The following is a 26,140-nucleotide window of genomic DNA, read 5'->3' as shown; positions in this document are numbered from 1 at the left end:
ATAATAAGAAAGGTACTTTAAATAATGGAGAAAATAAAACTAGATGAATATAAAGAACTAATAAAAAATGAAAGAGATAAAATTTTTTCCCAACCATATGAATTAGTTTATAGAAATTTTTTAAAATTAAATTACCACAATAAATCTCCTGATTATTTTAAAGAGAATGCGAGTGAAATTATTGAAAAATTAAGATTTAATTGTTGAAAATCTTTTTTACCTTTAGAGGAAAAATTTACTACTCATTTGTTGAAAAAATTAGTAAAAGAGGAATATGTAAACTCCTTATCTCCTATAGAATCAATAACGTGGTTTGTTGAATCGTTTCCTGAACACATATATGCACTTATTCTTTCTAATACACAAAGCAGAAGAAGTAGAGCAGGAAAGGAATTTGAAGCTATTATCGAGCTAATACTAATAGGAGCGGGAATAAAATTAGACAGTCAAGCTAATATTGGCAAACTTGAATTCATGAAAAAAGGTTTAGGTAAAATGGTTGATATTGTTTCTCCTGGGGTAATAGAATATACAATAAATAAGAGAAACACAATTTTAATTAGTGCAAAAACCACTTTAAGAGAACGTTGACAAGAAGTTCCTGAAGAATTAGGTAGAACAGGGGCAATGGAAATGTTTCTCGTAACTTTAGACGATAATATTAGTAAGGAAGTTTTAGACACATTATATGAAGCTAATATTCAAATTACTACTACCAAGAGAATAAAAGATACTAAATATAAAGAAAACAGCAGGGTATTATCATTTGAAGATTTAATTTCATTATGCATATCAAATTCTAAGAAATGAGAAAATTTTATTTATAGTAGTGAAGAAAAAGAATTTTTTAAAAGTATGTTAATCAAACAAATTGAAAAGCATAAAGAACATGAATTTGTAAAACAATTTTACGAAAAACAATTGGATTAACCCAATTTTTAAATTTTTATTAAATGCTAAATAACTAGAAAAGAATATAATACTTTATTATGAAAAAGGCTTTGATTAAGAGATTTTTGTTAACCCTTCCAATGAGTATTGGTTTATTAACGAGTTCTGTAAGTTGTAATTTTTTTAACAATTCAAAAGTAGGTAATGAGAATGGTGAGAGCAAGCGAACTTTTACTCCTGTAAATTCAAAAGACATTAAATTATCTAATGACTATTTGGATTTTAACGATGAAAAAATTTCACCACACAGAGTAGTTCCAATCACTGAAGGAGAAACATTTATTGTCAATAAAAATGCTTTATCAACTGAACAGCAAGAAAAGACACTAAATCAGATCAATTCAACCGAAAAAGACTTTGATAAAGTAAAAGAAAAAAAAGATACTGAAAATCGTTTTTATATTGAGTTTAAAGATGAATATACTGGAGTTTTATTCAGAGAATTTTCATACGCAACGGATGATAAAGGGATTCATCGTTACATGCTTGGCAAAAACGCTTTAGTTAAATTTGCTCAAGAATTCAAAAGAAAAGTACCTTTTGGTCCTGAAGTTCATTTTTTAGAGGGAATTAATATTAATGATTTTAATGTAATTCCATCTACTGCCAATGGTGTTTACATTACTCAAAATAAAAATATTTATTTAAATGGTTATTTATTACTTGAAAAAGGAATTGGTCTTTACTCAATAATGAGTTCACTAATGGGAACTTTATTCCATGAGTATATTCATCACTGAGCTAATACATATGCTCAAGTCGGCTTATTAATTGATCATTATGGCTCAAAGAAAAACAATTACAATAATGCTCGGATTATATACCATGGAGCCTCAGAAGAAAATCATGGTCAAGAAGTTCAAATTTGGAATGGATATTTCACTGAGCAATTTAAAGATCTTTTAAATTGAAACGTTAATTTAAGAGCAGATTTAAACGGGAATCCTTCTTATGATAAAGCCGACCCTTTATTTAGAAAAAGATTTTTAAGCAGCATTTTTTCTCCGAGTGAATTATGGAATTATGCTAATACCTATGAAGATAAATATAAATTTTTAGATACTGCTGAAATTTTTTATTCAACCGATGGAAATTTCAAAATCAAACCAGATAATATTAAATATATTTATTCATTAACTGAAGCAGTTGCACGTGAATACACAAAATATGCATATGAAAATTATTTTGAACTTAATAAAGGAGCAGTTCAAAGTTCACAAAAAGATAATGATTATTTATTTAGCTGATTTGGAAGCACAATTGTAAAAAATAATAGTTTAGCTTTATTAAGTTATGGTCCAAGTAATGATTGAATAAGAACATATTTAGAGCCTTCTGGTATTGCGTATACTAACACAGATTGAAATCTCAATGATTATTTAGCATTCCCAAACAGTGTCTTTCCGTTTAATTACAAAGGGACACTACCGAAAAAGAATTTTGATTCAGAACCAAGCAAACTTTATACTCTTAGAGATGAGTTTAAAAATGACCGCACAAAACAGTTTTATAATTTATTCCTTGAAACAATGGGGTACGGTAAAGAAATAGCTCAAATATTCCCTAAAATTATTTGAAGATGAGATGATAAAATCACTGAAACTAATAAACTCCACGAAAAATTATGAAACGATGATGTTGCGAGAAGTTTTGTGAAATTTGCTGGTTATTTAAAGGATAAGAATGAAACGGGATTTGCCATTGTATCTAAAGATAATAAAAACATTTTAACTACAAAATTCAAATATCAAGACCAATTTAACTTTTTTGGGAAAAGTCAATTTGATCAAGGCGCTTCACTCTTAGATCCAGAAGCAAGAAATGAGCAAATAAGCACTAGATTATATCCAAATCCACAACAAGTATATTATCCATATGTTAGCGAAAATTATGTAAATCTGAAAGAAGGAGATAAAATTTATTTCTGAAAAGATTTAAATAATGATGGTAAAGCTCAAGAAGACGAGATTGAATTTGATCGAACTGTTTCAATACCAGAATTTAGAAGAGTGACTACTGATCAAGGAAGCACAGGGAATGACAGAAGAGAAATATATTTACAAAGTGAAAAAGGAATTTTAACAACTAAAATAATATAATTAAAAAATAAAGATTTTTATCTTTATTTTTTAATTCTTTTGAGTACAAATAAATACGCTCTTTTAATTCGAGAAGCAGTATAACGCTTACTTACGCAGCTTTGAATGAAAGTATCATAATCAGGGGCATGCACATGTTTTTTAAACAAATTTTCCATTCCTTCCGAAATCATTTTGTATTTTGCTAAGGTTTGTGCAGGTGTGTTTTTTACTATTTTTTGAAATTTAGCATATGTATCTTGAATTCTTTTATTTAAGATATCTTTTCGTTTTACAGGTGTAAAAGGAGATATATCTTGATTATGAACAATTATTTGTCTAATTTTAGTTGCACTTGCAAAATGTTGATAAGTCTCTTGAGAGTGAAAATCAATAGTTCTTTTAAGAGCAATTGGTGTAATTGGCAAATTTTCATTAACTATTGTTTTAACATATTCAATACCTAAAATATCATTAGGCATTGAAATATCAGCTCCAGTTAATTCTTGCAGTGCTAAATTTGTGGCTCTTGGGAAAGCTCAGCCTTGTTTTAAATGTTTTTTAACTAGTTGATCATATTGCTTTTTATGTTCTTTTAGAACTTTAGCTATTTGAATTAATTGATCAACTTTGCCACTTTCGCTACCAAAAACTAAATATTTAATTCCTTTTTTAGACAATTTTAGCACACTTTCTCGTGCAAAAATATGAGCAGCTTGAGACGAAATATTCATTTTTAGTTTAAGAAATTTATCGACCCCATATTTTTTAGCATTTTTTTTCCGTTTATGTCAAGACATACAAAGATATTCACCACGTTGTGAAAATTTGTGAGACATAGCTACATAAATTTTGCTATTTGGGAACTTTTGTTTTACCAAATTTAATTGATGAATGTGGCCATTATGAAAAGGATTGTATTCTGCAACAATACCAATTTTAGTTTTATTCATTGTTCAAATTTTTATAAAAAATTAGCTTGAGCTAATTTTACATACGAATATTTCCGGCGGTACGTGGGTATGGAATAACATCTCTAATATTTTCTGCACCTGTTACATACATGACTAATCTTTCAAATCCAATACCAAATCCAGCCGAGCTAACATTCCCAAATCTTCTAAGATCTAAATATCATTTAAGATCTTCTTTATTAATTCCTAATTCATCAATTCGAGCAGTGAGTTTTTCAATATCATTTTCTCTTTGACTTCCACCTACAAGTTCTCCAACTCCAGGTACTAACAAGTCAAATGAAGCAACGGTTTTTCCGTCATCATTTTGTTTCATATAAAAGGCTTTAAATTCTTTAGGAAAGTTAATAACTGCAATAGGAGCTTTATAAACTACTTCAGTTAGATATTTTTCATGTTCAGTTGCTAAGTCTAAACCAAATTTAATATCTTGATTTTCAAATCTTTGCTTAACTTGTGCTAATTGGTTAATTGCATCAGTATATTCAACAATTTTTAAAGGTGTATTAAGGAATTCGTTAATCCTTGATAGTAAGTTATTATCAAGATTATCGTTAAGGTATTGCATTTCATCTTTATGCTTGAAAATTGTGTTGCGAATTACCACTTTCAGTAAATCATCAGCTAGAGTAATATCATCATAAAGGTTATAAAAAGCAACTTCAGGTTCAATCATTCAAAACTCAGCTAAATGGCGTTTAGTGTTTGATTTTTCAGCTCTAAAAGTTGGAGCAAAAGTGTAAATTTTTTGCATCCCAAGAGCAGCAGATTCACCATGTAATTGACCGGTTACTCCTAAAGTGGCTTTTTTATCTTTGCCAAAAAATGGATCTTTATCTGTATCATCAACACTAAAGGTTTCTCCAGCTCCTTCTCCGTCATTACTGGTAATGATTGGAGAATTCATATAATAAAAATCTCTTTGCATAAAGTAACGATGAACTTCATGCGCTAAAGTTGAACGAATAAGCATAATTGCTCGGAGTAAATTTGTTCGGTGCCTTAAGTGCGGTAGTTCTCTAAGAGTTTCAAGTTTAATTTCTTGATTTTGAATTGGGTAATCTTCATGTGCAATTGAATATGAAAGTATTTGAGTTGCTTCTAATTCAATAGGTTGTTTAGCTTGTGGAGTTTCTTTTAAAATACCTTTTACAACTAAACCTGAACCATTTTTAAGTTTATCAAGCAGCTCAAAATCAAATGATTGATCCTTAAATATCACTTGCATTGATTTAATGGTTGATCCATCATTAATTGAAAGAAATCTAACTTTTTTATTTCCGCGATTTGAAACAACCCAACCTTTAATAATGTATTCTTTTTGATCAAAATATGCAGGTTTATGTAATATTTTTTTTACTGAATGCATTCTACTTCCTTTATTTTTTATAGATTCTAAATTATATTTTATTAATTATTTTTAGTTAAAACAATAAAATCACCAATTGGCTCAAAACCAATTTTTTCGTACAATTTTATAGCATTTAAGTTATTTGAAAATAAAATAGGAGTTTTATTAATTTTTATAATATCGTGACATAAATTAATTATACAATCAAAAGCATAACCTTTATGACGAGCACTTGGAATGGTAAAGATTCGTCCAAGCATAATTGCTGAATTAGTCACTGCTGAAGAAGCAGCGTGAGATAATACATGATCTTTTTGCTTAATTATATACCCAAAATATGAACCAATATTATATGCTTGCTCTAAATATTGCTCATTATACATTTGGTCACCAAACCCTTTAAACTCGTCAATTTTTTTGAACTCTTGCACAATTAAATTAATATCAGTAAATTTAATCTTAAGCGATTTTAAATTGACATCTTGATATTTTTGTTTGAATTTTTCAATATTTAATTTCATAAATGTTTCGGTATAAATTGTGTAATCAAAACCAAATTCTTTAAGAATGTTGACTAGAATTTCTGGTTTTATTCCAACAAGCAAAATATTAGCAACATTATGAGATTTAACAATTTTGATAAAAGATTGCTTATCAAAATGTTCATCTTTTAGAAAAATCACCAAATTTCCATAAAAATAAAGGATCACATCTTGGATTTGATCTTCATTTATATAAGTAAAAATGGAATTATTTTCAGATAGACCAAAATTTTCTATATCAGATATTAAGAAGGTATTTAAGAATGTTTTATTTTGATATAAAAAATCCAATATCTCCTGTTTTTGTGTATTTTGGGCAAGGATGAATTTTCTCATTATTTAATTATAACGATTTTTATTTCTCTTTAAAAAGTAAATAAAAAATGGAACAAATATGAAAAAGCATGCGATTTTCATATTTATAACGTGAAAACTTTATAATTATTATGAGATCCACTAGTTGATCTCCTCTTTTGAAAGAAAGAGTACTCGCTTAATATTTTCTGACATACTTATTTTATTATTTACTTAATTGTTTCTATCTGAAACCATCAATATTATAGATTTTAATACATAAGACTTTCATCTCTCTCGTTTTTCTCTTATATAATATTATCTATACTTTTTTATATGTTTTAGGAAATGCAATTCTATGCATTTCCTTTTTATTAAATTTTTTAAAAGAAAAACACCTTTCGGTGTTTTGTAGGATCACTAAAATGAAATGGAGCGAGTGAAGGGAATCGAACCCTCATAGTCAGCTTGGAAGGCTGAAGTTCTGCCATTAAACTACACTCGCATTTAAATGGTTGCTTTATAATTATAATACAAAAAAACAAAAGTCAACATTTTTTATGATTTTTTATAAAAATCAAAAAGCAATAAAACACACCCAGTTGAATAGTAAATATTTAAATATAATTTAATTATGAGTCTTTTTAAATTACATGCAAATTATAAACCAAGTGGAGATCAACCCAAAGCAATTAATGAAATTACCCAAGGAATTAAAGAAGGGCTAAAAGAACAAGTACTTTTAGGGGTTACTGGTTCGGGGAAAACTTATACTATTGCTAATGTAATTAAAAATTTTGACAAACCAGTTTTAATTTTAAGTCACACTAAAACATTAGCTTCACAACTTTATAGTGAGCTTAAAACTTTCTTTCCCGAAAATGCTGTGGAATATTTTATCTCTTATTTTGATTATTATCGTCCTGAAGCTTACATGGCTAAAACAGATACATATATTGAAAAAGATTCAAAGACTAATGAGCAAATTGAAATTTTGCGCTTAAGTACAATTAACTCGATTTTAACGCGTAAAGATACTATTGTTGTAGCGTCAGTAAGTGCTATTTATGGTGCTTTAAATCCTGAGATTTATAAAGATTCTTTTTATCGTTTTTATGTTGGGCAACCAATTTCAATTAAAGAATTCATTTATCATTTAGTTCAAATTAAATATGAACGAAATGATTTTGAGCAAGTTCCTGGAAAATTCACAGTTAAAGGAGACCTTATCTTTGTTCGGCCTGCCGATTCAGAAGAAAGCTGTGTTCGAATTTCGTTTTTTGGAGATGAGATCGAAGAAATCTCGTTAGTTGATCCATTGACCAAAAATGTGCTGAAAAAAGTATCGATATATACATTATCACCTGGGAATGCTTATGCTACTTCAAATTCAGTTTATGACACCATCATTCCATTAATCGAAAAAGAATTGCAAGAACAAATTAGTAATTTTACTGATCAAGGCAAAATTCTTGAAGCAACTCGCATTAGTCAGAGAGTTAAAAATGATATTGATGATATGCGTGAATTTGGAATGTGCAAAGGAATTGAAAACTATTCAATGTATCTTGACCAAAGAACTTTTGGACAACGTCCGTACACAATTTTAGACTACTTTCCAAAAGAATCACTCATGTTTATTGATGAATCACATATGTTTGTTCCACAATTACACACTATGTATTCGGGAGATCGCTCTAGAAAAGAAAGTTTGGTCAATTATGGTTTTAGATTACCGAGCGCTTTAGAAAATAGACCTTTACGCTTTGATGAATGAGAAAATAATTTTGATTTTCATAAAGTCTTTATTTCAGCAACTCCAGGCGATTATGAGTTAGATAAAACTCAAGGAGTGGTCACACGTTTATACGTTCGGCCAACCGGCCTTGTTGATCCAGAAATAATTATTAAACCAGCAAAAAATCAAATGGAAGATATTTTTAACACTCTAATCAAACAGCGTGAAAATAATGACAAAACAATTATTTTAACACTAACCAAGAAATCTTCAGAGGAATTATCGCTATATTTATCTGAAAGGGGAATTAAAGCTGCTTATATTCACAGTGAATACAATACCTTTGAACGGAACGAAATTTTACGTAAATTAAGAAAAGGAATTTACGAAACGGTTATTGGAATTAATTTACTTAGAGAAGGAATTGACCTTCCTGAAGTATCTAAAGTTATTGTTTTAGATGCTGATAAAGAAGGGTTTACTCGTAATTATCGTTCATTAATCCAAATTACCGGTCGTGCCGCTAGAAACAGTAAAGGTCAAGCCATTTTTTATGCAGATAAAATTACTAAAAGTATGCAAATTTGCATTGATGACAATAAAGAAAAAAGAGCAATGCAACTAGCTTATAATAAAGAACATAATATTGTTCCAAAAACCATTATCAAAGCAATACCCGAACCAATTCAAGGACATGATATCATGAATGCTGTTGAAGCCATTCTCCACAAAAAACAGAAGAAATCATCTTCAAGCAAAGTTGGCAAAAAAGACAAAGATGCAGTTATTAATGAACTCAAAAAACAAATGAATCAAGCAGCTCAATCGCTTGATTATGAGAGAGCAATTGAATTAAGAGATCTTATTTTAGAACTTCAAACTCAAGATAAATAATATAAATTAAATAGATAACATGACATATACATATAAACAAATACAGAAAAATACAGATTTAATATTGATCCAAACTATTGATGTTGTTTGAATTTACAATGCTTTTCGTAAAATTTTACTTAAGCTTGAATTATCAGATAAAGAACTATATCATTATTTAACTTTTTCACTATTTAAGCGAAATGACACATTCACTGAAAACATTCAAAAATTTGTTGTTGCATTGGGTTATTTATTAGTCTCAAAAGCAAAAGACAATAAATTTGTTAAAATTAAAAATAATTTAACCAATTTCCACATTATTAGCTTTAATAATGTCTTAGCAAATGAGCAGATATCTCAGGATTTATATCAAGTCGCTAAAGAATTGTTTTCATTTATTAATTTAGACGGTAGTGCTAGAGATTTAGTTTCACTTGTACAGGATTTTGATTTATTTACAAAAGAGCAAATTTTAGAAATAGAGAAAATTACATTAATTTTTACATCCAGTTAATGGTTGTGATTTACCTAGCTAAGAGGAAAAATGTCGCAAAAAAATCAAATTATTATTAAAGGAGCACGAGAAAATAATCTTAAAAATATTTCTCTAACACTTCCTAAAAATAAATTAATTGTTTTTACCGGATTAAGCGGTTCTGGAAAGAGTTCGCTTGCTTTTAATACAATTTATGAGGAAGGACGTCGCAGATATGTGGATAGCTTGAGTAGCTATGCACGTATGTTTTTGGGCGGAACTAAAAAACCTGATGTTGAATCAATTGAAGGATTAAGTCCTTCAATTTCAATAGAGCAAAAAACAACTGTTAACAATCCTCGTTCAACTGTAGGAACAGTCACTGAAATATATGATTATTTTCGTCTTTTATTTGCACGAATTGGGAAGGCTTTTTGTCCAAATCATAATATAAAAATTACTTCACAAAGTTCAAAAGATATTATTAATTCAATTTATCAACAGCCACAAAATTCGCTATTAGCAATCTATTCTCCTTTGATTGAAGGTGAAAAAGGGACTCATCAAAATTTGCTTGAAAAACTTAAAAAAGAAGGTTTTTTAAGAGTTAAGATCGATGGACAAATGTATTCACTTGAAGATACAATTTCTCTAGATAAAAATGTTCGTCACGTAATTGATTTAGTTATTGATAGAGTCAGTTTAAAAGAAGAAAACAGAAATAGAATTGCTGAAGCAGTAGATATTGCTTGCGATCGTTCGGGTGGAATTGTTAAGGTTGAAAATGTTGAAACACAAGAAATTTTAATTTTTTCAAAAAATCATGCATGTATTTACAAAGATTTTAATATTTCGAAAATAGAAACTAGACTTTTTTCCTTCAATTCTCCATATGGAATGTGTCAAAATTGCAAAGGGATTGGAGTTGAATTTAAAGCAGATTGAAACGCTTTAGTCCCTGAACCTTGAAGAAGTATTTCTTTAGGTGGAATTAAATATTTTGAAAACACAGTTAATACACTCAATTTAGAATGACAAGAATTTGAAGTTTTATTAAATCATTACGGAATTGATAAAGATACTCCGATTGATGAAATTCCAGATAATTTAATTAGATATGTAAAATACGGTTCTGATGAAATCATTGAATTCGATCTCACTTCAAGTGGCGGGACTCATCGTAGATATAAAAAGAAAATTCTTGGAATTTTAGATAAAGTTGAGCAATTTTATTACAACACAAGCAGTGATGCAATTAGAGATTGACTTAAAAGATACATGGGTTCATTTGAATGCCATATTTGCAAAGGTTCTCGTTTAAATCCTGATGCCCTTTCGGTTAAATTAGGAAATAAGAATATTTATCAATTTACTCAAATGTCAATTGAGGATTCTTTAGATTTTATCGAAAAACTTAAAGACACATTTAATGAGAATGAACAACAAATTTCTAAAATTATTATTAAAGAAATTATTGATCGATTAACTTTTTTAAAAAATGTTGGATTAGAATATTTAACCTTAAATCGAAACGCCGAAACTCTTTCAGGAGGCGAATCGCAAAGAATCCGTTTAGCAACCCAAATCGGTTCAAATTTAACTGGAGTTTTATATGTTTTAGACGAACCTTCAATTGGTCTTCACCAAAAAGATAATTTAAAATTAATCGAAACCTTGCGAAAAATGGTTGATTTAGGAAACACATTAATTGTAGTTGAGCATGATGAAGAAACAATTTTAGAATCAGATCACATTGTTGATATTGGTCCAGCTGCTGGGGATAATGGCGGCGAAGTTGTTGCTTCAGGTGATTTGGAAACAATTATTAACAATAAAAATTCAATTACCGGGAAGTACCTTTCAGGTGAATGAAAAATTGAAATTCCTAAATTTAGAAGAAGCGGAAACGGAAAAATAATCACAATTAATGGAGCTAAAGAGAATAATTTAAAAAACATTTCCGTGACCATTCCGCTTGGTAAATTAGTTGCCGTTACTGGAGTAAGTGGTTCTGGGAAAAGTACCTTAGTTAACGAAATATTAGTCCGTGGTATTCAATATTCTTTAGGATTAGCTGAAGGACATAATCATAAAAAAGCTCTATTTAGTTCGATTAAGGGGCTTGAAAATATTGACAAAATTGTTCCCGTATCGCAAAGCCCAATCGGAAGAACGCCGCGCTCAAACCCTGCAACTTATACTGGGATCTTTGATGATATTAGAGATATTTATGCAAGTGTCAAAGAATCGCAAATTCGAGGTTATTCAAAAGGAAGATTTAGTTTTAACGTGTCAGGAGGACGTTGTGATAAATGTTCTGGAGACGGATTTATTAAAATTGAAATGCATTTCCTTCCTGATGTTTATGTTGCTTGTGATGATTGTGATGGAAAAAGATATAATCGTGAAACTTTAGAAATTAAATATCGCAATAAAACGATTGCAGATGTTTTAGATATGACTGTTGATTATGCTTTGCAATTCTTTGAATCTAAAAACAAAATTGTCGAAAAACTACAAATTCTGCAAGATGTTGGTTTAGGTTATATTAAATTAGGTCAAATGTCAACTACTTTATCAGGTGGAGAAGCACAACGGGTAAAGTTAGCAACTTACTTACAGAAAAAACCAACTGGGAAAACATTATATGTCTTAGATGAACCCACCACTGGGCTACATACTCATGATGTTAAAAAACTCATTAACATTCTTAATCGCATTGTTGATAATGGAGATTCAGTTTTAGTTATTGAACATAATTTAGATGTAATTAAGAGTGCTGATCATATTATTGATTTAGGACCTGATGGTGGAATTAAAGGTGGTAAAGTCATTGCCACTGGGACACCTGAACAAATTTGCTCTTCGAATATATCTTATACAGCAGAGTTCTTGCGTAAAATTATCAAAAATGCACATTAAAAGGTATAATTAAGATTAATAAAAAGGATAAAAATGCCAAAAAAAATGTACGCAAACGATATTATTACGTTTTTTGAGCTCAAAGTCATTAATAATGATACTGAATTAAATAATCAAGAAATCCTTTCCCCTGCAATTAAAAGAGTAGGTTTAGAATTAGCTGAAAATACCGGAAGCGACCGGTTAAAAAGCAACATCATTGCTTGAGGAACAAGTGAGAGCAAGTGGTTTGAGTGAGTTGGAACCGAACGAACTCAAAAATCATTACATCATGTTTTTTCTTTTTTACCCCCACTGGTGATTTTATCTAAAGGAGTTAGTTTAGAAAATGTGCGATTAATTAAGGAAATTGCTTCTCAATACAAAGTTCCTGTCGTTCATAGTGATTATTTATCTAGTTCATATCTAACCACAAGTATTGGGACTTATTTAAATAACCATTTTGCTGAAGTTGTTCAAGTGCATGGTTGTTTAATGATGATTGGTGGGACTGGAGTGTTAATTGTTGGACCGAGCGGAAGCGGGAAAAGCGAAGCAGCTTTAGAATTAATTCAAAAAGGACACATTTTTATATCTGATGATGCTGTTTTGATCAAGGATTTAGGAAATCGTTTTGTTGGACTTTCACCAAAAATCACTAAAGATTTTCTTGAGATTAGGGGAGTCGGTTTAATTGATATTAAATACACATATGGAGTACGTGCAGTTGCTTCACAAACCCCGATTCATCTAGTGGTCGAATTGGTTAAAAAAGAAGAACAAAATAAACTTGATCGTTTAGGACTGGATTTTTTAAAATATCCAATTATGGGTCGTTCAATTAAGAAAATCCAAATTCCTACAAAAGAAGGGGGCTCAGTTGCTTCGCTTATTGAATCAGCTGTGAGTGCTTATCTGGCAAGACACGACGGCTTAAATGCTATTGAAAAAATTGAAAAAAGGAGGTTAAGCGATGAATGATAAAGTTAGCATGATTCTAATCCCATTTAAAGAGGGCGATCCGGGCATTTTATTTAATATTGGCTCATTTCCTGTACGGGCTTATTCAGTACTCTTAATGATTGGAATTATTGCATCCATTCTTACCGTTTTATTCTTTTGATTGCGCGAAAACTACAAATTAGATATTTTAATGACTCTAATTATCATTATTGTTCCACTTTCAATTGTAGGAGCAAGATTAGGATATGTTTTTGAAGCACTTATTTACGATCCCGATCCGTTTAAGGATTCGCATTGGTACGCCGCCTGGGACGGTGGATTATCCATTCAAGGTGGAGTTATTTTAGGAGCATGTAGCGGATTAATTTATGGTTGATATAAACGTGATGTAGTTGACTTTCGTAAAATCTTAAGTTTCATTATTCCGACAATCTTAATTGGACAATTCGTGGGAAGATGAGGAAACTTTACTAACCATGAAGTGTACGGAAAAATTGATTGAGATGGATCAGCAGTTAAGGTTTGAGGAAGTGTTATTGCTAATAATATGTTCATTTCAGATCAATACTCAGCTAAATTAGGACTCAATGGGGCTTATCGTTATCCACTCTTCTTATATGAAGCATTAGCGAATTTATTTGCTTATCTTGTGATTGTGTGAATTTTCAATTTATTTGGATTATTCAAACCAGGTACTCATGCTGGAATGTACTTTCTTTGATACGGATTGGTTCGTTATAGCATGGAACCACTTCGTCAAGAAGCGTTTAGTCTTTATTCAAATGTAGCACTTGTATTTATTTTCTTTGGGGCCTTTTGAATTATTTACTTCCAATTCATTTCAAAGGTTGAATATATAGTTACTAAAGAAAAATACAGATATGTATACACTTATAAAGATGAATTAAAATATCAAAAATATGTTGCTAAAACATCACCTAAAGCAGCAATTAATTGATTAAAAACCAAACTAACTGCAAATGAAATTTAAGGAGAACTTATAATGGATAATACAAAATATGATTTAATAATCATCGGGAGTGGACCAGCTGGATTAAACGCAGCTCTTTATGCATCAAGAGCAAACTTAAAAGTTGCTTTTATTGAAAAAGGAGCACCTGGTGGAAAGCTTTCAGCAACTAGTAAAATTGAAAATTGAATAGGAACCGAACTCACTGAAGGATGACAACTTGCGACCACATTTTTTGAACATGCCAAAAAATATGGTGCTGAATATATTTATGGAGATGTGGAAAAAATTATTTCACACTCAGACTTAGATAAAGAAATTATTACTGCTAAAGGAAAAAGCTATCGCTCAAAAACCGTGTTAATTGCTTCGGGAATGAAAAATAGAATCCCTACTTTTATTGAAAATTGTGAAAAACTAATCGATCGTGGAGTAAGTTTTTGTGCGATTTGTGACGGACCGCTTTACAAAGGGCTTCCTTCAATTGTACTTGGTGGTGGAAATTCAGCGGTGGAAGAAGCCACTTATCTTTCAAAAATTGCCTCACATGTTTATTTAGTGGTTAAAGATGATTTCTTTAACGCAGAAAAAAAACTTGTTGATGAATTGCTTAAAATTCCAAATATTGAAGTCTTTATGAAATCACAAATTGTTTCATTACTTGGAGAAAACAAACTTGAAGGAGCGATAGTTAAAAAGGACGATGGAACACTTGTGACTTTACAAGTAAGCTCATTTTTCCCATATATTGGATTAATTCCTGTCGCTGATTTTGCTAAAGATTTTGATATTTTCGATCAAAGAGGATTTATTGTTACTGACGAAGAAATGCAAACTTCAGTAAAAGGGATTTTTGCTGCTGGAGATATTCGAAGCAAAGAAATTCGCCAGATTGTAACTGCAGCTTCAGACGGAGCCATTGCTGCTAAAAAGATTTCAGATTTAATTAATGCAAATTTAGGTTAATTATTTAGACAAAAAACATTTGCCAAAAAGCAAATGTTTTTTATGCTTTCAGAATTGAGTTCTTTTCTTTTTTTGTTCTTTAATTCATCGTTATTATTCCATTATATATACTTGCTTGGTCAAATTTTTATCAAAAACTAAAAAGCTTATTTATGTGGAAATATTCCACAAAATAAGCTTTTTATAAGCGTATCACCCTTTAAATTGTGTATTTTAGTAAAATTTAAATATGAAGATAAGAAATTTAAAATGGTTATTTTTAACGACTCCACTAATAAGTGTAGTGAGTGTTGCATGTAATAATGTTCAAATACAAAAACAAGAACGCAAATGAGGAGAATTATTTTTTGCTCAAAATTATAGTAATCGTTTATCATATGTCGAAGAAGCAAATAATGCTCAATTTTTAGCTCCTTTTGAACCAAAAAATAAGTCTAATACAATTTATCAATTAACTGTATATTCATTTGCTGATGGGAATAATGATGGAATTGGTGATTTTATCGGATTAAAAAATAATTTAGATTATTTTGTTAATTTAGGAATTAATACTCTTTATCTTTCACCAATTCATCCTTCTAGTTCATATCACGGCTATGACGTGATTGATTATTTAGGAGTTGCTCCTGAACTTGGTGGAGAGCAAGCTTTTAAAGATTTTTTAATTCAAGCACATAAAAGGGGCATAAAAGTTGTTCTTGACTTAGTATTTAATCATACATCATACGAACATCCTTGGTTCCAAAAAGCTCTTCAAGGAGATAAAAAATACCAGGATTATTACTATTTCTTACCTGATAATGTTGACGAAAATACTCCAGGTTTAGGGATTGATAATGATTGAATTAGAGGTATTTTTCAAAATTTGAAAAACAAAAACGCAACTAACAAGAAGTATGTAGCTGAATTTTGAGCTGGAATGCCAGATTTAAATTTAAATAATCCAAAGGTGATTAAAGAAATTGAATCAGTGCAAAAATACTGATCCAAACTTGGGGTTGATGGATTTAGATATGATGCTTTTTATCATTTCTTTGATAGTAAAAATCCATATAAAGATAAAAGTAACGGAAATAACAAAATTAATAAAATTTTTGCACAACTACGTAAATCTAGCGAACAAGCTTATAATGATAAACGAAAACGCTCAAATAACACTCCATTAATGTTTGGAGAATGATGAAAAACACCAGCTGAATCATTGAGTTATACAAATGTACAATTTATAGGCTTAGACAGTGTGATTGATGGTTCCCATTGAAAATTCCAAAGTAATGTTGGAATTGATTATTTACAAGAAAAAGGAATCCTTGAGCAAATGGTACAAAACAAATCCACCTGAATGCCTTTTTTGGATAATCATGATGTTGAAAGGTGAATTAATTCAGTTCGTCTAGCGAATAATTTTACTAAAAGAAACATTTTTAGAGATGATCCGTTAAATGAAAATGATATTTCTATGTTGCAATATGCCTTAACTAGTTTATTGTCTCGAGCTGGAAGTCCAATTTTATACGACGGAATGGAATTAAATATGCATGGAGGGCCTAAATCTAAAGGTGATAACTTAGTTAGGGAGGCTTTTCCGTGAAAAGATAATAATAAACAAGTTAATTTCTATGAACAACGCTCAGGAGAATCGAGCAGTAAAATTTTCCTAAACCTCTCAAAAAATGAGCAAAAAATCGAAGATGCAATTAAGGATGCTAATTCAACTTATTCACTTGTAGCTAAATTGAACAAAATTCGTAATGATTATGATTATGTCACCAGTCAAAATCCAAATAGTGTTGCAAATCCACAAGATTTAATTTTTCCTAAGACACTTAAAGGATTGATTGTTTCAAGTAATATGAGTTTACGCACCAATGGGCAAGGTGAGTATTTGTTGTATGTTTTTGATTGAGGTAAAAATAAATCAGAATTTAAATTGAAAGACAATGTATCTATCCAAGATATTTTACTTTCTAAAAATGTGATTGTTGACAAAGCAACAAAACAAGTTAAAACTAATGGAGTTGGACCACTTTTAGTAATGAAACTAAAAGTAGTTGAATAGTCAAGCATTTAACCAGATAATGTGGAAAAATTTCCTTTTTACAAAGGGAATTTTTATAATTAAATTAGGACTAAAAACACATTTTTAAAGAAAGAGAGAAAAAATGTTTAAGAAAAAATTATTGCTTCAATCTACCTTATTGCTTAGTACATTAAGTGGGGTTGGAACTTTAGCGATTTCTTGTGGTTACAATGGAAACCCAGGTTCAGCAACAACTAATGTTAATGATAACAAAGAAATCATTATTGCTGTGGATGGGGCTCAACAAACTTTTTACAATAAAGTGATTGAACTGTTCAACAAATCAGAAAGTTACAAAGAGGGTTATAGAATTAAACCAATTAGTAAATCAGTTTGAGACGCATTTGTAACCACTGTTGGAATTACTGATTCATCAGTTCCTGATATTTTTTATGCACCTCAAGATCGGGTAACTGAACTAGCAGTAAATAAATCAGTAGTTGAACTTGACAAGTTTGATCCAAAATTACTTGATGAAGTTGCTCAAATAATTAAAGCTACGCCGGAAGAAAAAGAAAATCTTAAAGAATTTGGAAGAATTACTGGACTTACTCAAAAAGATGGTGAGCGTAAATTAATTGGGAAACTTTTTGGACTTAGACATAATGTAGAAGGAATTATTTTAGCTTCAACTAAAACCAAGGATGAAGCATTGAAAGATCTTAATGACCCAAATTTTGATAGCTTAGAAGAGTTAGTGAAAGCCGGAAAAGCTATTGTTCGTTTACAAGACTTTTGGTATGGAAATGGGATCTTTGGTGGACTTTTTAAACAATTGCAAGAGACAAAACCAGAACTTAAGAATGTTGACTTAATGGGACAATTTTTATATGCAAAAGGTTCAAGTATTATTTCAGGTTTTGAAGAAAATAGTGAATATTATCAATACTTTAAACAAGGTGTGGATATTGCTGCGAGACTTTACTTTCCAGTTTATGAAGCAGCTTACTTATTAACTCCAAAGCAATTTAAAGATTCAGTATGAGCTAAAAGAGGAATGTCGCAAGAAGACCTTAAAGCTGTACTTATTAGTGATGTTACTCAGCTACAAAACAAGATTTTTGAACTTATGAAAAATGGTTCAATTGAATATGCAGTTATCGTGACTGGTGATTTACAAGTTGCTGAAAATGCCGGTGGTGCAAAGAGTTTCTTCAACATTAGCAATACAGTTGATGGAGTTGAGTACAGACAAGCGTTAGGTGCATGAAATTATTTAGTTAATTTAAGAAATGCTAATGCTTCTCCTGGGCGTAGAAAAGCAATTTCACAAGTTATTAAAACAATCTTTGAACCTGAAGCTAATTATGAATACTTTAAGGCCGATTCAAAAGTTGAATTTACAGCAGCATCTCAAGCTGAAATCAAAAAGAAAGTCACTGAAAATTCAGCAACAACAGCTAAAAAATATACAGATTTTTACAAAAGTTTAGGATACAGCTCCCACGAAGATTTACTTAAAGCACAATCCAAAAACTTAGAATTATTTAACAATCTTAAAAAAACGCCTTTTTATGAGTGAGAAATTAACAAAGCCGATAATCCATTAGATAATGCAAATTTACTTAAACCAGAATATTTTGTAGGTAGTGCTGGAAAAATACAATCTCTTGCTCAAGTTACAAACACTGATTTAGATAAATTTACAAAAACTCTTCAAGATGAAATCGCACTTAAAAACGCATTAGCAACAATGTTTAGTAAGAAATTAAGTGAATTTAAATTTGGAGAATCTCAAAATTTAATTAAAGATAATATTATCAAGCAAGATGTTTACGATAAATATCCACAATTAAAGGAAGGAGATGGATGAAGCTTAAGAAAAATTGAAAAACACATTTTTGGAGCTAATGGCGATAATGTTAGCGAAAAATCAGAACTTGTAAATAAAATTATTTCAGCCTTAGCGAACAATTCACTTGAAAACTTATACAAAGAAGTTGAAGATAGAGCTCTTACATTTGTTAAAGAAGTTGCACTTAAGCCTGCAAGTGATGATCTAATTAAACAAGCTGTTAAATTATATTTTAACGAATATGTTAACCAAGCTCGCTGAGAACATTTTGTTTCTCTGCGAGTAAAAGAGCAAGAAAAATCACTTCCTGAAGGAATAACTATTGAGAAAATTTCAACTGAAGTTAATGAATTTCTTAAAACCTTAAGCTTTGATAAGTTACTTGAAGTACTTGCGTCCAAAACCCCAATTAAAGATGGCGGATTAGGACAAATTAGATTCCAAGATAATCGAATTGACCATTCAAACCCTGTTTTAGGAAATGATATTTGAACCAATTGAAATCAACAAACTTTTGGAAACGTTACCTTTTTAGATAGTCTTGCACATGAAAGCGGCAATAAAGACCTACAATGATTCCAAAATAAAGTTATGAATCATCTCAGTGAAAGATGAAAAGCTACAACAAGTGCACTTAACAATCAACCAGGAAGCTCAACAATAATTAATTTTGACAAGTAATTTTCAAAAGCATCTCAAAAAAGAGATGCTTTTTATCAATCAAAAGATAAAAAAGATCATTTAAGTTGCCAATTCTTTAGTTGACTAGTCAAGTCTAAGTGCAGAAAATTCTGGAAAAATGTGGAAATTATTCCAATAAGAATGCGATAAATTTATAATTTATATAGGTTATGAAAAATTTTAAGCGGAAAATAAGAGTGGAAAAAATTCCACTTAAAAAGAAACTGCGTTTTTTATTATTAGGAAAAAGACCTTTAGAGCGCAAATACGCTCCCAAAATCATTGAATATCTTTTTATTCTTTTTGCTAATTTAATAATTTTTTTCAACCTAATATTATTACTTTATTCTTTATCCAAATACAATTTTGATTTATCTTCAAAAAAGAATTTAGAATCGTTTATAAACGAATTAAAAACTTTTTCAGCTCGTTTAGTGATGATTATCACAACCTTTTCTTTGATTGTAAATATATTCATGACAATACATTTGAGTTATATTTATTCAAAAACTGAAAAAGCTAAATTAATCAATATTTTGTGCATTAGCACTAATATTATTCCATTAATTCCTTTGTCAATTATTTTTGCAATCTGAGGATATATCAAAAACGAAATCGCATTTGAATAAAGAAGAAATGGAGAATGAATGTTCAAAAAGAAATTATTTAAATCAAGCTTGTTAGTAGGTTCGCTTAGTGTGGGATCGCTTGCCATAGGGTGTTCAACAGGATATGGTTCATCAACAAATGCAAAAGCAAATGATAGCAAGGAAATTATTGTCGCTGTAGATGGAGCACAAGAAAGTTTCTACAAGAAAGTTTCTACAAGAAAGTTGTTGAACTCTTTAATAAAACCCAAAGTTACACAGACGGTTACCGAATTAAGACCATAAAGAAAAATGTTTTTGATGCTTTAAATACTACAACAGGAATTACTGATGAGCAAGTTCCTGATATTTTCTATGCACCTCATGATAGAGTTACTGATTTAGCAGTTAGCAACTCAGTTGTTGATCTTAATAAATTTGACCCAAAACTTTTTAAAGAAGTTACAAAAGAACTTGGAGCAACCCAACAAGAAGAAGCGGATATGAGCAAATTTGGTAGCGTAACTGGACTTGTTGGTTCGGAAAATAATCCTAAATTTGAATCAAAACTTTTAGGGATTAGACATAATGTAGAAGGAATTATTTTAGCTTCAACTAAACCTGAAGAAGAAGCTAGAAAAGAACTTAATAACCCAAATTCAGATAGCTTAGAGGAACTTGTAAAAGAAGGAAAAGCAATTATTCGTTTACAAGACTTTTGGTATGGAAACGGAATTTTAGGTGGGGTATTCAACAAACTACAAGAAGAAATACCCGAACTTAAAAATGAAAAAGTAGATTTAATGGATAAGATACTTTATCCAGAAAGTTCTAAGATTGTTTCTGGATATCAAAACATTCCAGAAAACAAATTTTATAAATACTTTAAACAAGCAGTGGATGTAGCAACAAGAGTTTACTTCCCAGTTTATCAAGGAGCTTATTTACTCAATCAAGATGAGTATAAACAAACTAACTGGTTTAAAAGAGGGATTTCACAAGATGATCTTAAAGCCGTATTAACCAGTGATATGAATCAAGTTCAAAACAAAATCTTTGAGTTAATGAAGCAAAGAAAAATTGAATATGCAATCATTGGTACTTGAGATTTACAAACTTCTCAAAATTCAGCTGAAACCCAAAGTTTCTTTAATGTGATTAACACTGTTGATGGGGAAGAATACAGACAAGCTTTAGGTGCTTGAAGCTTTTTGGTTAACCAAAGAAACACAAACTCTTCACCAGGAAGAAGACAAGCCATTTCTCAAATTATTAAAATTGCATTATCGCCTGAACCTAACTTTGAGTACTTTAAAGCTGATTCTAAGGTACAATTTACCGTTAAATCTCAAAATGATATCAAAAATAAAGTTAAAGAGAATACCGAGTCAACTTCAAAACATTACAAAGAATTTTATACAAGTTTAGGATACAAATCACATGATGAATTAATGAAAGTTTTTGCACCAATCCTTGAATTAGCTAATAGCGCAAACAAAACTCCATTCTATCAATGAGAAACTGTTACTGAAGATGAACCACTTAATGATTCAAACGTAATTAAAGGTGAATTTTTCACTGGTGAAAAAGGAGCTATTAGAACATTTGTCGAATTTAAACCTGAATCATTAGCAACTCTTACAGCAAACCTTAAAGATGAAATAGCTTTAAGAAATGCTTTAGCAGCAATGTTTAGTAAAAAAATGAGTCAATTCTCATTCCAAGGAAAATCTTGGTTAATTAAAGATGGCATTATCAAACCAGAAGAATTTGATAAAAAAGCTGATTTAAAAGATGGCGACGGATGACACCTTAGAAAAATCGAAAAAGTTATTTTTGGAGCTAATGGTGATAATAATGATGAAAAAATGGCTGTGGTAAACAAAGTTATTTCAGCTTTAGCGAACAATTCATTAGAAACTCTATACAAAGAAGTCGAAGATAATGCTCTTAAGTTTATTAAAGAAGTAGCTATTACTCCTGCTAGTGATGACGTTATCAAAAAAGCAGCTAGATTGCACTTTAACGAATTTGTAAATCAAGCAGTATGACAAAACTTTGTGGGTGAACAAGTTAAAGAAAAAGAAAAAACCCTTCCTAATGGAGCAACTGTTGCTCAAATTCAAACCGAAGTGAATAACTTCCTTAAAACTTTAAGTTTTGACAAGATATTAGATGTGCTTACCTCACATAAATCAATTAAAGATGGTGGGGTTGGTGAAATTAAATTCCAACCTAACCGGATCGATCATTCAAATCCAATTTTAACAGCTAGTTTATGAGGTAATTGAAATGATCAAACATTTGGAAATGTACAATTCTTGCAAAATATAGCTAAAGAAAACACCAACAAAGATCTACAATGATTCCAAAATAAAATTATGGGAAAATTAACCGAAAGATACGACGAAACTACAAGCACTATCAACAAGCAACCAGGTAGCTCTACATTTATAAAATTTGATAAGAAATAGCAACATAAAACTAAAATTACATTTAGAAAAAAGAGACTTTTATATTCTGCTATCATTTTGTGCAATCATCACAATTTCGTTGATGTTTTGACTTTTATCAACCTTTGTTGATAATGATTTGAGCAAACTTTCTGCAAATGAACTTGACAATATAAAAGTCGCTAAGTTATTGTCTTATATTACCAATTCCTTAGTTATAGTCTTCTTTTGTGCTTATTCTTATTTTTTAAGACATAAAATCAAAGCAGGCTATATCTTTTTTATATTTTGAGCTGTCATTTTTATTGGGATGGCCTTTGTACCGTTTCTGAGTGATTTTGATAAAATAAACACCATGCAAAAGATTTTTGGAAGCTTTAGCTCAATTTTTGCAATCTTACTCAGCATTTTTATGCTGTGATACACCATTAAATTAATCATTAAACGAAAAGTTGCTCGTTACGAAATGATTCAAAACATTAAACATAAAAGGAGGTAAGCTTGGAACAATTAAAACTATATAACTGGTATAACAAAGAATTTGATCCGATTGTCCCACAAAGTGGACAAACGCTAAAAGCATATAAGCATATTGCTAAAGTGAAAATTGAACGTATGTTCAGTTCACTAAAGTTTCAGCAAAAAGTGGAACGAGATTTATTTTTACGTGCTCGTTCAAAACTTGAAGCCAACTTAAAACGTGAATTATCCAGTCATCGAGTCGCTTATATTAATAAAGTTAAAGTTTTAAAAGAATCATATAAAAACTTAAACTTTACTGATACGTATCAAGATTTTGTTAAATTTGAGCTTAATAAAATTATTGCTAAGAAAAAAGAACTCATAGCGTATGTTAAAGATTTCCAAAAATCACTTAAAGATACTGATGATAGTTTAGAAGTTAAAGAGCAATTATTAAAAAAACTACAAGCAGATACCAAGATTGAAGAAGAAAAACTTTTCAAAAAATATCGCTTATTTAAACAAGCTCTCAAACAAAAACAAAATAATTACTTTAATCTTTCTACTCCCAATAATTCAGATATAGTGACTCGTTTATTTGTTGAACATATTAATGAAAAACGGGAATTTCTTCAAAACCAAAAAAGAAAATATTACAGAGAATTTTTAAATCAACAAGATGCTTTGAAAAAAGAATATAAAGTTCAAAGATACAATATCAAGCTTGACTATAAAAAGAGAATTCTACAAGCTGAATATGAGTATAATGAAAAATTTGAACTTAATCGACAAGCAATTTTAGCAAAGAAAGAACAATTTAATCAAGCCATAAATGAGCATAAAAGTCAAATTGTTGATCAAGAACAACACAATATTGCTTTAATGCAAAGTCACAAACAAACAGCTAATGAGCAAATTGCTCAACTCAAAGCTCAATATCAACAAGAGCTTGCTAAAATGGAATACTTTCTTGCTGATTCGCAACAAAAAGACACCATTTACCTAACAAAAACCATTTTAGACCTTCCAGAACTCAATGAACAAAATCTAGATTCATATAAAGCACAATTTACTAATGAACAAAACCTTATGTTCAATGTGATTGTGTCAAAAGTAAGGGGATTTGTTAACAAAAGATATACCAAAAAAATTATCAAACATTTTTACAAAGGACAGTTCTTAATTAAAAAGGGTCAGCTGTTAAAAGCCCACACTTATAATGGTTTATTTGATATTGAATCAGGAAATGCTTATCAAACACTTTCGAGTGATTTGAACAAAACTCGACTTGAATTTTTACTTGAAGAGTGCCAAGCTGCTGGTCAAAAGTCAGTTATGAAGGCAAATAATTTACAAGCTCAAGAGTACGAAAAACTTAAAAAGTCAATTGCTCAAGCTAAAGTAGATTACAAGAACGCTTTAAAAACAATTAAAGAAAAGCTTGCATCTAAAGCAATTTCAAAACAAGCGTATAAAAACTTAAAAATTGAAGCTAAAATTAATTATAAAGAAGCGGTTAATCACACTAAATTAAACAATGAAGTGTCACGGATTAAAAACACTTTATGAACCCTTTATTTCAGACGTAAAGCAGAAATGAAGATTGATAAAAAGATCTTTGAAAGTAAAATCAACGAAGCTCAAAAATCAATCCCCACCGAATGTATTAAACACATTAGAATTTGAGCTTCAATTGTTGGATTTATTCTCCCTGGATTGTCAGAGCTAATCTGATTTAAACAATATGCCAAAGGTGCTATTATGCTCGCCTTTTCAGTACTATTTTACGCAGGATTTGTTCCGTTTTCATTTGGAGCATACTGAGATAAGATTGGTGGAGTCTTTGGACTGATTGACCTAGGAGCTAATATTCGAAACGTCGAATTAGGAATCTTGCCTGATGCTCGTTATTACCTTTTTGGTGGTGTAGTTTCAATTATTCTGCTCGTGTTTACGCTGATTTATTTTACCATTTCAGCAATTGGAGCACGGAGAGTAGCTATTGCACTTCAACACGGACTCAGACCAAGTAAATGATCATCAACTAAACGCTGACTCAACACTAGTGGTTTCCCTTGAATGATCTCATTATTTGGATGAGTGCTGATGCTTTTTGTGGTTGCAACCCCTGTTATTACTTCTATTTTAATTTCCTTTACTGACTTTGGATTCTTACATGATCCAGTAACCCAAAAAGTGTCATGAGTTGGATTGAAACAATGAGGATTATGATGAATTTTTAGAGAGAACCGTCTCATTACCTCGCTTTATAGAGTTATTTCATGAACTATAGTATGAAGCATCTTTTCAACACTATTACCGGTAGTATTAGGAATTGCAATTGCTATTTTAGTCAACAATAACCGTCTTAAAGGGAAAAAGATTTTCCGTTTAATTTACATTATTCCTTGAGCCATTCCAGTCTTTATTACCGTGACTTTCTTTAAAAATTCATTTGCTGGTGGGGATACAGGATATTTCAACGCTATATTCCTAAAACTCGGTCTGATCGAGCGACCAATCAACTGATTATTTGACAATGTGCTTAGAGTTAGAGTGTTAGTAATTCTTATTCAAACATGAATTTCATACGCATGAATCTTTATGCTAGTAACTGGTAATTTACAATCAATACCAAAAGATATTTATGAAGCCGGTTCAATTGACGGGGCCAAAGGTCGACACTTGTTCTGATTCTTGACCATCCCGCAATTACTGGCAATGATTGCACCAATGTTAATTGGACAATTTGTTGGTGCATTTAACAACTTTACTACAATCAGCTTGTTCACTGGTGGTGGTCCAGAATACTTAGATGCAACTGTATTTAAAGAAGGAACCACTGACATTATTATTTCTTGAGTATTTAAAATTGCTCAAGGAGCTATTAAAATTGAAAGTGATCAAGCGTTTGCTGCTGCTCTTACTACTCTTGCTTCATTGATGACTATTGCTGTCTCAGCAAGAGGATTTATTCGAACAATTACAAGGAGAGATTAAGCA

At 30.3% G+C, this 26,140-nt stretch carries 18 protein-coding genes and 1 tRNA gene; 15 read left to right on the top strand and 4 right to left on the bottom strand.

The genetic code is table 4. The features are described 5' to 3' along the window. The first annotated feature begins 24 nt into the window (after positions 1 to 24). A complete protein-coding gene (locus tag NPA11_RS03300) occupies positions 25 to 930 on the top strand; it encodes a type II restriction endonuclease (RefSeq protein WP_257043503.1) in 906 nt (301 codons plus the stop codon). A gap of 59 nt (positions 931 to 989) precedes the next feature. Further along, entirely contained in the window at positions 990 to 3,050 is a 2,061-nt protein-coding gene (locus NPA11_RS03295; protein ID WP_257043502.1) for an MYPU_1760 family metalloprotease, read from the top strand. Between the two features lie 23 nt (positions 3,051 to 3,073). Here NPA11_RS03295 and NPA11_RS03290 read toward each other — a convergent pair whose 3' ends face one another. From NPA11_RS03290 to NPA11_RS03275, 4 genes are all read right to left on the bottom strand, one after another. After that, positions 3,074 to 3,982 (bottom strand): nucleotidyltransferase, encoded by a 909-nt coding sequence (locus NPA11_RS03290; protein WP_257043501.1) that lies wholly within the window; start codon positions 3,980 to 3,982, stop codon positions 3,074 to 3,076. A gap of 37 nt (positions 3,983 to 4,019) precedes the next feature. Next, positions 4,020 to 5,372: an asparagine--tRNA ligase gene (gene asnS, locus NPA11_RS03285; RefSeq protein ID WP_257043499.1), complete on the bottom strand. Its 1,353-nt coding sequence runs from the start codon at positions 5,370 to 5,372 to the stop codon at positions 4,020 to 4,022. 41 nt (positions 5,373 to 5,413) lie between these two features. Beyond that, complete coding sequence (locus NPA11_RS03280; protein ID WP_257043498.1) at positions 5,414 to 6,187, bottom strand: GNAT family N-acetyltransferase; 774 nt, start codon at positions 6,185 to 6,187, stop codon at positions 5,414 to 5,416. Between the two features lie 434 nt (positions 6,188 to 6,621). Beyond that, a tRNA-Gly gene (locus NPA11_RS03275) sits at positions 6,622 to 6,695 on the bottom strand. Between the two features lie 129 nt (positions 6,696 to 6,824). Here NPA11_RS03275 and uvrB point away from each other — a divergent pair. From uvrB to NPA11_RS03210, 13 genes are all read left to right on the top strand, one after another. Next, positions 6,825 to 8,822 carry an excinuclease ABC subunit UvrB gene (gene uvrB, locus NPA11_RS03270; protein WP_257043497.1) on the top strand — a complete coding sequence of 666 codons (1,998 nt, stop codon included), beginning with the start codon at positions 6,825 to 6,827 and terminating at the stop codon, positions 8,820 to 8,822. A 19-nt stretch (positions 8,823 to 8,841) separates the two neighbouring features. Then, the gene (locus NPA11_RS03265) at positions 8,842 to 9,318 is read left to right on the top strand and encodes a hypothetical protein (RefSeq protein ID WP_257043495.1); all 477 of its coding nucleotides are present in this window, start codon (positions 8,842 to 8,844) and stop codon (positions 9,316 to 9,318) included. 30 nt (positions 9,319 to 9,348) lie between these two features. Continuing rightward, the gene (gene uvrA, locus NPA11_RS03260; RefSeq protein WP_257043494.1) at positions 9,349 to 12,201 is read left to right on the top strand and encodes an excinuclease ABC subunit UvrA; all 2,853 of its coding nucleotides are present in this window, start codon (positions 9,349 to 9,351) and stop codon (positions 12,199 to 12,201) included. Between the two features lie 33 nt (positions 12,202 to 12,234). Continuing rightward, positions 12,235 to 13,164 (top strand): HPr(Ser) kinase/phosphatase, encoded by a 930-nt coding sequence (hprK, locus tag NPA11_RS03255; protein WP_306429072.1) that lies wholly within the window; start codon positions 12,235 to 12,237, stop codon positions 13,162 to 13,164. Continuing rightward, the gene (lgt, locus tag NPA11_RS03250) at positions 13,154 to 14,134 is read left to right on the top strand and encodes a prolipoprotein diacylglyceryl transferase (protein ID WP_257043492.1); all 981 of its coding nucleotides are present in this window, start codon (positions 13,154 to 13,156) and stop codon (positions 14,132 to 14,134) included. The genes hprK and lgt overlap by 11 nt, the downstream gene beginning before the upstream one ends. A gap of 12 nt (positions 14,135 to 14,146) precedes the next feature. Further along, entirely contained in the window at positions 14,147 to 15,079 is a 933-nt protein-coding gene (locus tag NPA11_RS03245; protein WP_257043491.1) for an NAD(P)/FAD-dependent oxidoreductase, read from the top strand. A gap of 229 nt (positions 15,080 to 15,308) precedes the next feature. Beyond that, on the top strand, positions 15,309 to 17,138 hold the full coding sequence (locus NPA11_RS03240) for an alpha-amylase family glycosyl hydrolase (protein WP_257043490.1): 1,830 nt from the start codon (positions 15,309 to 15,311) through the stop codon (positions 17,136 to 17,138). Positions 17,139 to 17,241: 103 nt separating this feature from the next. After that, positions 17,242 to 19,635 carry a hypothetical protein gene (locus NPA11_RS03235; RefSeq protein WP_257043489.1) on the top strand — a complete coding sequence of 798 codons (2,394 nt, stop codon included), beginning with the start codon at positions 17,242 to 17,244 and terminating at the stop codon, positions 19,633 to 19,635. A gap of 170 nt (positions 19,636 to 19,805) precedes the next feature. Then, positions 19,806 to 20,264: a hypothetical protein gene (locus tag NPA11_RS03230; RefSeq protein ID WP_257043488.1), complete on the top strand. Its 459-nt coding sequence runs from the start codon at positions 19,806 to 19,808 to the stop codon at positions 20,262 to 20,264. 18 nt (positions 20,265 to 20,282) lie between these two features. Then, on the top strand, positions 20,283 to 20,528 hold the full coding sequence (locus NPA11_RS03225) for a hypothetical protein (RefSeq protein ID WP_257043486.1): 246 nt from the start codon (positions 20,283 to 20,285) through the stop codon (positions 20,526 to 20,528). Between the two features lie 197 nt (positions 20,529 to 20,725). After that, a complete protein-coding gene (locus NPA11_RS03220) occupies positions 20,726 to 22,696 on the top strand; it encodes a hypothetical protein (RefSeq protein WP_257043485.1) in 1,971 nt (656 codons plus the stop codon). A gap of 82 nt (positions 22,697 to 22,778) precedes the next feature. Next, the gene (locus NPA11_RS03215) at positions 22,779 to 23,174 is read left to right on the top strand and encodes a hypothetical protein (protein ID WP_257043484.1); all 396 of its coding nucleotides are present in this window, start codon (positions 22,779 to 22,781) and stop codon (positions 23,172 to 23,174) included. Positions 23,175 to 23,176: 2 nt separating this feature from the next. Then, positions 23,177 to 26,137 (top strand): carbohydrate ABC transporter permease, encoded by a 2,961-nt coding sequence (locus tag NPA11_RS03210; protein WP_257043482.1) that lies wholly within the window; start codon positions 23,177 to 23,179, stop codon positions 26,135 to 26,137. The last annotated feature ends 3 nt before the right edge of the window (positions 26,138 to 26,140 follow it).

Origin of the sequence: Mycoplasma sp. 1578d, from assembly GCF_024582695.1 — a bacterium.
Lineage (GTDB): Bacteria > Bacillota_I > Bacilli_A > Mycoplasmatales > Metamycoplasmataceae > Mycoplasmopsis.
Note: the sequence above shows the minus strand (reverse complement) of the source record. Positions and strands in the feature narration are given on the sequence as shown.